General features: G+C 71.3%; 7 protein-coding genes. 2 read left to right on the top strand and 5 right to left on the bottom strand.

Going from position 1 to position 6,575, the window contains the following annotated elements; all coding sequences use genetic code 11:
- The 5 genes from DI269_RS14480 to kdd all read right to left on the bottom strand — a co-directional run.
- On the bottom strand, positions 1-342 hold a 342-nt coding region (locus DI269_RS14480; RefSeq protein ID WP_198667439.1), incomplete at its 3' end, for a glutamate mutase L.
- Positions 339-719: a 3-aminobutyryl-CoA ammonia lyase gene (kal, locus tag DI269_RS14475; protein ID WP_112136995.1), complete on the bottom strand. Its 381-nt coding sequence runs from the start codon at positions 717-719 to the stop codon at positions 339-341. The genes DI269_RS14480 and kal, both read right to left, overlap by 4 nt.
- Positions 716-1,462 (bottom strand): lysine 5,6-aminomutase subunit beta, encoded by a 747-nt coding sequence (gene kamE, locus DI269_RS14470; protein WP_112136992.1) that lies wholly within the window; start codon positions 1,460-1,462, stop codon positions 716-718. Before kamE ends, kal begins: the two co-directional genes overlap by 4 nt.
- Complete coding sequence (gene kamD / locus DI269_RS14465; protein ID WP_112136990.1) at positions 1,459-3,018, bottom strand: lysine 5,6-aminomutase subunit alpha; 1,560 nt, start codon at positions 3,016-3,018, stop codon at positions 1,459-1,461. Before kamD ends, kamE begins: the two co-directional genes overlap by 4 nt.
- Positions 3,018-4,067 carry an L-erythro-3,5-diaminohexanoate dehydrogenase gene (kdd, locus tag DI269_RS14460; RefSeq protein WP_112136988.1) on the bottom strand — a complete coding sequence of 350 codons (1,050 nt, stop codon included), beginning with the start codon at positions 4,065-4,067 and terminating at the stop codon, positions 3,018-3,020. Before kdd ends, kamD begins: the two co-directional genes overlap by 1 nt.
- Before the next feature lie 165 nt (positions 4,068-4,232).
- Here kdd and DI269_RS14455 point away from each other — a divergent pair, with 165 nt between their 5' ends.
- Positions 4,233-5,711: a KamA family radical SAM protein gene (locus DI269_RS14455; RefSeq protein WP_112136986.1), complete on the top strand. Its 1,479-nt coding sequence runs from the start codon at positions 4,233-4,235 to the stop codon at positions 5,709-5,711.
- The gene (locus tag DI269_RS14450) at positions 5,708-6,547 is read left to right on the top strand and encodes a BKACE family enzyme (RefSeq protein WP_112136984.1); all 840 of its coding nucleotides are present in this window, start codon (positions 5,708-5,710) and stop codon (positions 6,545-6,547) included. Before DI269_RS14455 ends, DI269_RS14450 begins: the two co-directional genes overlap by 4 nt.
- Positions 6,548-6,575 lie beyond the last annotated feature (28 nt).

Raw genomic sequence — 6,575 nt, 5'->3', positions numbered from 1 at the left:
GGCCGCGAAGTCGCCGACGCCCAGGTGCCCGGCGCGGACGTCCACGACGCGGGCGCCGGCGCTGAGCCCGGCCCGGTAGGCCGCGCGGGCGGTCACGAGCGGCTCGTTGCCGACGACGGCGAGGCGCAGGCCCCCGCCCGCGGAGGAGCACACGAGCGTGTCGGTCACCTTGGCGCCCTCGGGGACGGCCTGTTCGACGGCGGTGCGCAGGCCGTCCATGACGTCGGTGCCGAGGGTGGTCGGGTGGGAGGCGGCGCCGAGCAGCGCGCCGGAGTCCGCGTCGACGGCGGCGGCCTTGGTGTAGGTCGAGCCGACGTCGACGCAGACGACGACGTCGGTCACGGGACTACTACCGTCCCGGTGGCGGTGGTGGCGGTGATCGGCTCGTCGAGGACGAGTGCGGCGGAGTCGCCGCGGTCGGGGTCGGCGCGGCAGACCACGGTGAGCGTGAACTCGACGGTGCGGCTGCGGGTCCCGGTGCGGACGACGACGGCGGTGGCCTCGACGACGTCCCCGGCCTTCACGGGCGCCTTGAACTGGACGTCCGAATAGGACGCGAAGAGGCCTTCGTCGCCGTCGGTGAGGATGCACAGCTCGGTGGCGACGTCGCCGAACATGCCGAGCCCGTAGGCGCCGTCGACGAGGTTCCCGCCGTAGTGGGCGTGCGAGTAGGGGATGTAGCGGCGGTGGGTCACCTTGGTGCCGTTGTGGTCCGTCATGCTGCTTCCTCTTTCGCGAAGACGAGTCGGTGGACGAGGTAGGAGGCCACGTCGGAGGGCATGGTGCCGCGGCTGAAGATCCGGTCGACGCCGAGCTCGGCGGCGGCGGACTCGTCGAAGCGGGGGCCGCCGACGACCAGGAGGGGGCGCCGGTTCGGCGGGAGGGCCTCGCGGAAGGCGGCCGACATCTCGCGGGTGTTGTGCAGGTGGGCGTCCTTCTGGGTGACGACCTGGCTGACCAGGACGGCGTCGGCGCCCTCGTCGACGGCCCGGTTGACGAGGTCGGGCACGGCGACCTGGGCGCCGAGGTTGACCACGCGCAGTTCGCGGTAGTACTCCAGGCCCTTCTCCCCCGCGACGCCCTTGATGTTGAGGATCGCGTCGATGCCGACGGTGTGCGCGTCGGTCCCGATGCAGGCGCCCACGACGGTGAGCTTGCGCCCGAGCTTGCCGCGGACGGCGTCGTTGACCTCTTTGGGGCTCAGGTGCGGGTAGTCGCGCTCGACGACCTGGACTTCGTCGAGGTTGACCAGGTGCGTGGTGGCGCCGTAGACGACGAAGAACGTGTAGTTCTCGCCGATGGGCTTGGCGTGCACGAGCATCGCGCCGTCGAGGCCCATCTTGGCGGCGAGCTGGAGGGCGGCGCCCTCGGCGCGCTTGTCGTGCGGGACGGGCAGGGTGAAGGACATCTGCACCATGCCGTCGCCGGTGGTGTCGCCGTAGGGGCGGACGATGCGGCTCATTCGGTGACTCCGTCCAAGATGGAGGCGGCGGGGTTCCAGTAGTCCTCGGCGCGCTTGGCGACGCCGTCGAGGCCGCGGCCGCCGTCGGCGGGGCGCTTCATGATGCCGAAGGTGCCGTCGGCGATGGCGTTGAGCAGGCCGTCGTCCACGATCTTGCCGAGGAGGTCGACCGCTTCGCCGAGGACGTGGTTGGCGCGGCCCGCGATGAAGCCGTCGGCGGGCGGGTGGAAGTCCTCGGCGAGCCCGGCGCAGGCGGACAGGACGTAGCGCACGTTCTGGAGAGCGATGTCGCGGTCCGAGAGCCACGGGGTGACGACCGCTTCGGTCATCATGCCCACCAGGAGGATCGACTGCCCGGTCATGACCCCGGCGAGGTTGAAGAACCCGTCGAGGAGGTTGCCGCGGAAGACGTCGCCGGTCATGTGCTTGGTCGGCGGCATCCACTTCAGCGGCGCGTCGGGGAACAGCTGGCGAGCCAGGAGCGCGTGGGCGAGTTCGAGCCGGAACGACTCGGGCACTTCGGGGTTGATCTCGAAGGCGTGCCCCAGGCCCAGGAGCTCGTCGGGGAGCCCGGCCTCGTGGGCGAAGCGCTCGTTGAGCAGCTGCGAGACGGTGACGGTGTGGGCGGCCTCGACCGCGTCGGCCGTCGTCAGGTAGTTGTCCTCGCCGGTGTTGATGATGATCCCGGCGCGGGCGTGGACCTGGCGGCTGAAGCGCTGGTCGACGAAGGTGCGGATCGGGTTGATGTCGCGGAACAGGATGCCGTACATGGAGTCGTTGAGCATCATGTCGAGCCGGTGCATGCCCGCCAGCGCCGCGATCTCGGGCATGCAGAGCCCTGAGGCGTAGTTGGTGAGGCGGATGTAGCGGCCGACCTCGCGGGAGGTCTCGTCGAGGGCGGCGCGCATGAGGCGGAAGTTCTCGCCGGTGGCGTAGGTGCCGGCGAAGCCCTCGCGGGTGGCGCCCTCGGGGACGTAGTCGAGGAGGGACTGGCCGGTGGAGCGGATGACGGCGATGACGTCGGCTCCGGCCTTGGCGGCGGCCTGGGCCTGCGGGATGTCCTCGTAGATGTCGCCGGTGGCGACGATGAGGTAGATCCAGGGGCGCTGGGGCGGGTCGCCGATCTCGCCGACGAGCTTGCTGCGCAGGGCGCGGGAGGCGTCGATGCGGTCGAAGCCGGCGCCGACGGCGGTGCTGGCGCGTGCGCGGGCGGCTTCGGCGGCGGCGTCCTCGGGGAGGGCGAAGCGGACGCCTCCTGCGGCGGCGGCGTGGGCGAGGCGTTCGAGGTCCGGGAAGTCCTTGAGGGCGTGGAAGACCGGGAGGGCGATGCCGTGCTCGATGCCGACCTGCTCCTGGACGGCGTCGGCGAGGCGGTTGACCCAGGGGATGCCGTCGGGGTCGGCGCCGGTGAGGCCGGCGAGGCGGAGGGTGGCGCGTTCAACGGAGACGGTGGTATGCGTGCGTGCGAGCTCGACCACGGGTTCAGCGGCCTTGGCCGCGAGGCGGCGGGCCTTGACCACGAGGTCGGCGTCGAGGGGCAGAAGCGGGCCGGTCATCAGTGCCGTCCTCCGATGCGGGTGTTGAACAGCTCCTTCAGGCGCGGGTGGGCGTTCATGAGGTGGAGCGCGTAGTCGGCGTGGCCGGGGACGTAGCCGTTGCCGATGAGCATCTCGACGTCGGCGGCGAGGCCCTCGGCGCCGAGGGCGGCCTGGGGGAAGGAGGTGGCCATGGAGAAGAAGACGACGGTGCCGCCGGTGGCGGTGGAGAGGATGGCGCCGTGCTCGCAGCCGGGGACGTCGACGCACACGACGGTGACGTCGGCGCCGCGGCCGTGGAGGGCCTCGTTCACCTCGCGGGCCAGGTGGAGGGGGTCGGTGGCGTCGGCGACGGCGATCTTGTCGGCGAGGCCGAGGCGGCGCATCTGGGCGGCCTCGATCTCGTCGCGGACGACGGCGACGACTTTCGCGGCGCGGGCGTCCTTGGCGGCGGCCAGGGACAGGGACCCGGACTTCCCGGCGGCGCCGAGGACGGCGACCGTGGGCGCGGAGTGGTAGCGGCGGGAGACGACGCGCCGGACGAGGGCGGGGGCGCCGCAGACGTCGAAGACGGCGAGCGCGAGCTCCTCGGGCATGTCCTCGGGGATGGGGGCGGCGATGGAGCGGCCGAAGAGGATGGCCGTTCCCTGCGCGGGGACCTGCTCGGAACTGCCGTCCCAGCGCTCCAACCGGTCAGTAATGCGCAGCGGGGTGAGGGTGAGGGAGACGAGGGTGGCGATCTTCTGGCCGGGTTTGAGGCCGAGCGGGGATCGGGGGCCGACGGCGTCGACGGTGCCGATGAGCATGCCGCCGGAGCCGGTGACGGGGTTCTGCATCTTGCCGCGCGCTTCGATGATCGCCAGGACCTCGGCGCGGACGGCGTCGCCGTCGCCGCCGTGCTTCGTATGGAGCTGGCGGAAAGAGGCGGCGTCGAGGTTGAGGCGCTCGACGCTGACGCGGACCTCGTCGTCCTTGATCTCGGGGTCGGGGTCGAGCCGGTCGGCCGCTTGTGGCAGCGATCCGGCGGGGCTGACGACTCGGTGCGATCCGACCGGTGAGCCTGTCGACATCGTTGCCGCCCTTCTTGGGTGTACTTCGCAATGGGGAGTTGATCGAATCTCAATATGCGAGACCTAGCGAGCAACTGTAACGGAAGGTTATCCTCGTCACAAGGCGGTCCACCCCCGCCCATGCCGTTTCCCCGGGCCGAACATCCCGGACATGGAGGTGAGAACGTGGCCGATCGACCATACGAGGCATCGTCGCCCGTCGTGATCGAGCAGCCGTACCAGTACCGGCGACGCGAGCTGGCCGAACCGGACTGGACCCGGTTCCCCGGCTGGGCCGACGTGACCGAGGCCGACTGGGCCTCGGCGCAATGGCAGCGCGTGCACTGCGTGAAGAACGTGAAGCAGCTGCGCGCGCTCTTCGGCGACCGGCTCCACGAGTCCTTCTACGAGGACCTGGAGTCCGACATCGCGCATTCGGCGACGATGTCGATGCTGCTGCCGCCGCAGATGCTCAACACGATGGTCCCGCAGGTCGAGGAGACCTCGCCGGGCTCGTGGACCGACCCGTTCTACGCCGACCCGGTCCGCCGCTACATGCTCCCGGTCGCCTCCGACCGGCACGCGGACTGGCCCTCCCACCCCTTCGCGGCGCGCGACTCGCTGCACGAGCACGACATGTGGGCGGTCGAGGGGCTGACCCACCGCTACCCCACGAAGGTGCTCGCCGAGCTCCTGTCGACCTGCCCGCAGTACTGCGGGCACTGCACCCGCATGGACCTGGTCGGCAACTCGACCCCCACGGTCGACAAGCGGCGACTGGCGCTCAAGCCGGTCGACCGGCAGTCGGCGATCCTGGAGTACCTGGAGACCCACCCGGGGGTCCGCGACGTCGTCGTCTCCGGCGGCGACGTCGCGAACCTGCCGTGGAAGCAGCTGGAGCGGTTCCTCGACCGGCTCCTGGACGTCGAGACGATCCGCGACATCCGGCTGGCGACGAAGGCGCTCATGGGGCTGCCGCAGCACTGGCTCCAGGACGAGGTCGTCGAGGGCATGGCCCGCGTCGCCAAGCGGGCGGCCGGGCAGGGCGTGAACCTGGCGATCCACACGCACGTCAACCACGTGAACTCGGTGACTCCCACGGTTGCCCGGGCCGCGGCCGCGATGCTCGACGCGGGCGTGCGGGACGTGCGCAACCAGGGCGTGCTCATGAGGGGGGTCAACGACACCCAGGCGGACCTGCTCGACCTGTGCTTCGCGCTCCAGGGGGAGGCGAACATCCTGCCGTACTACTTCTACATGTGCGACATGATCCCCAACGCCGAGCACTGGCGGACCTCGGTCGCGCAGGCGCAGGACCTCCAGACCGCGATCATGGGGTACCTGCCGGGGTACGCGACGCCGCGGATCATCTGCGACGTGCCGATGGTCGGCAAGCGGTGGGTGCACCAGCTCTCGGAGTACGACCGGGAGCTGGGGATCTCGTACTGGACGAAGAACTACCGGACCTCGATCGAGGCGGACGACCCCGACGCGCTCACGCGCCGGTACCCGTTCTACGACCCGATCGACACGCTGCCGAAGGCGGGCCAGGCGTGGTGGGCGAACATGCACGCCCCGCACGCCGCGAAGGAGGCCGGGAACGCGGCCGCGGTGCGCTCGCGGCAGGCCTCCGCCCGCCAGGACGAGGCGGCGGAGGTCGGATGACCGGGACGCTGATCACGGTGGCGCCCACCGGGGCCGAGGTCGACAAGGCCGAGGTCCCGGCGCTTCCGGTCACCCTCGACGAACTCGTCGGGACGGCCGTGAAGTGCGAGCAGGCCGGGGCCTCGATCATCCACGTGCACCTGCGCGACGACGGGGCCAAGCCGACGCTCGACCCGGTGCGACTGCGCGATGCCGTTGCGGCCCTTCGGGACTCGACGGACCTCATCGTGCAGCTGTCGACGGGCGGGTCGGTCCGCGACGGCGAGGAGGCCCGCCTGGCGGTCCTCGACGCCGAACCGGACATGGCCTCGTGCACGATGGGCACCGTGAACTTCGGCGACGACGTGTTCACCAACCGCTGGGAGTTCGTGGTGCGCCTCCACGAGCGGATGCGGGAGCTGGCGGTCGTGCCCGAGTACGAGCTGTTCGACCTGGGGCACCTGTCGGCGCTGGAGCGGCTGCTCGATCAGCACGGGCTCCCGTTCGGCGACCACGTCCACGTGGACTTCGTGCTCGGCGTCCCCGGCGGGGCCGCGGGCGACGCGTCCACGGTGACCGCCTTCGCCGAGGCCGTGCGCCGCTACCTGCCGGAGGGGACCACGTTCTCCGCCACCGGGATCGGCCGCTCCACGCTCCCGGTCATGTTCGCCTCGCTCGCGCACGGCGGGCACCTGCGGGTCGGCATGGAGGACACCGTGTCCTTCGCCCGGCGCCAACCGGTCACCGGGAACGACCAACTGGTGGCCCGCGCCGCCGAGGCCGCGGCCCTGGCCCAGCGGCCCGCGATCACCACGGTCGAAGCGAGGAAGCTCCTGCGAATGCGCGACGCCGACTAGTGCGGACAGAGGAGGGCCCGGCCGCATC

Source organism: Glycomyces dulcitolivorans, from assembly GCF_003265355.1.
In the GTDB taxonomy this organism is placed as follows: Bacteria; Actinomycetota; Actinomycetes; order Mycobacteriales; family Micromonosporaceae; genus Glycomyces; species Glycomyces dulcitolivorans.
This window is presented reverse-complemented; position numbering and strand designations above follow the sequence as displayed.

Bases quoted from the DNA above. Each gene is read 5' to 3' on its own strand.
- kdd (WP_112136988.1), bottom strand. From the start codon at position 4,067: ATGTCGACAGGCTCACCGGTCGGATCGCACCGAGTCGTCAGCCCCGCC.
- kamE (WP_112136992.1), bottom strand. From the start codon at position 1,462: ATGAGCCGCATCGTCCGCCCCTACGGCGACACCACCGGCGACGGCATG.
- DI269_RS14450 (WP_112136984.1), top strand. From the start codon at position 5,708: ATGACCGGGACGCTGATCACGGTGGCGCCCACCGGGGCCGAGGTCGAC.
- kal (WP_112136995.1), bottom strand. From the start codon at position 719: ATGACGGACCACAACGGCACCAAGGTGACCCACCGCCGCTACATCCCC.
- kamD (WP_112136990.1), bottom strand. From the start codon at position 3,018: ATGACCGGCCCGCTTCTGCCCCTCGACGCCGACCTCGTGGTCAAGGCC.